The sequence below is a fragment of the Streptomyces sp. NPDC020379 genome (genome assembly GCF_044387105.1).
In the GTDB taxonomy this organism is placed as follows: Bacteria; Actinomycetota; Actinomycetes; order Streptomycetales; family Streptomycetaceae; genus Streptomyces.
This window is the reverse complement of the sequence record NZ_JBIRVR010000062.1, coordinates 1-1,052: the sequence shown is the minus strand read 5'-3', so window position 1 is coordinate 1,052 and position 1,052 is coordinate 1. Positions and strand designations below refer to the sequence as shown.

Sequence of the window (1,052 nt, the reverse complement as noted above, 5' to 3'; positions counted from 1 at the left end):
TCCAAAACCTCGGGAAGGTCGACCAGACCACCCCAACGGCCCACAAGCTCCAACGCCGCCACACGACCCAGACCCCACAACTGCGCCTGATCCAAGCCCGTCACACGCTCACTGGAGGCAACAGCAACCGCACCCCGCGTCACACACCACAACGGAGCCGCCACACCGGCATCACCAAGAGCCTGGACAAGAGCCAGCGTCAGCGCGACACCCCTCGGCACCGAACCGAACACCGCATCCCGACCACCGGCCAACGCCAGCAACGACACCACACCCGCAAAACCGGACTCCGACCCAAGCCCCTCAGCAATCACCGCACGATCAGCCTGTGACACCTCCAGCACCACCGGCCGCGCACCACGACCGGCCAGACCAGCCACACACCGCCCGACCCACGCATCACCAGCCAGACCAGCCGGAACAACCACCAACCAATCACCCGACAGCAACCCCGACGGCTCGGCGAAGGGCGACCAAGTCACCCGGTACCGCCAACTGTCCACCGCCAGCCGCTCACGGTCCCGATGGCGCCAGGCGGACAGCGCCGGGAGCACGGCCGCCAGCGACTCACCCGCCGTGTCACCCGAAGAAAGCTCCAGCAGCCCCGCGACCTCCGAGGCATCCCCGCGCTCCACCGCTTCCCAGAAACCGGCATCGGCGTTGTCGCCGCTGGACGTCACGGTCGATTCCAGCCAGTAGTGCTCACGCTGGAAGGCGTAAGTGGGAAGCGCTACCTGCCGAGGACGGGCCGGGGCCAGCAGCGCGGCCCAGTCCACGGAGTGACCCTGGACGTAAACCTGAGCCAGGGCCTCCAACAGCGAAGCTGCCTCGTCGCGATCCCTGCGCAAGGCGGACGCGAACACCATCTGCGGGGCGGTGTCCTGGCCCATGCCCGACAGAACACCATCCGGCCCCAGCTCCAGGCTCGTGGTCACACCCTGGTCCGCCATACACGCCATGCCGTCGGCGAAACGTACGGTCGCGCGGACGTGGCGCACCCAGTATTCCGGGTCACACACTTCGTCGGCGGTGACAAGACCGCCGGTGAGGTT

At 67.7% G+C, this 1,052-nt stretch carries 1 pseudogene; it reads right to left on the bottom strand.

The window, feature by feature from the left end:
- A pseudogene (locus tag ACH427_RS32345) lies at positions 1-1,052 on the bottom strand (polyketide synthase); the annotation flags it as partial.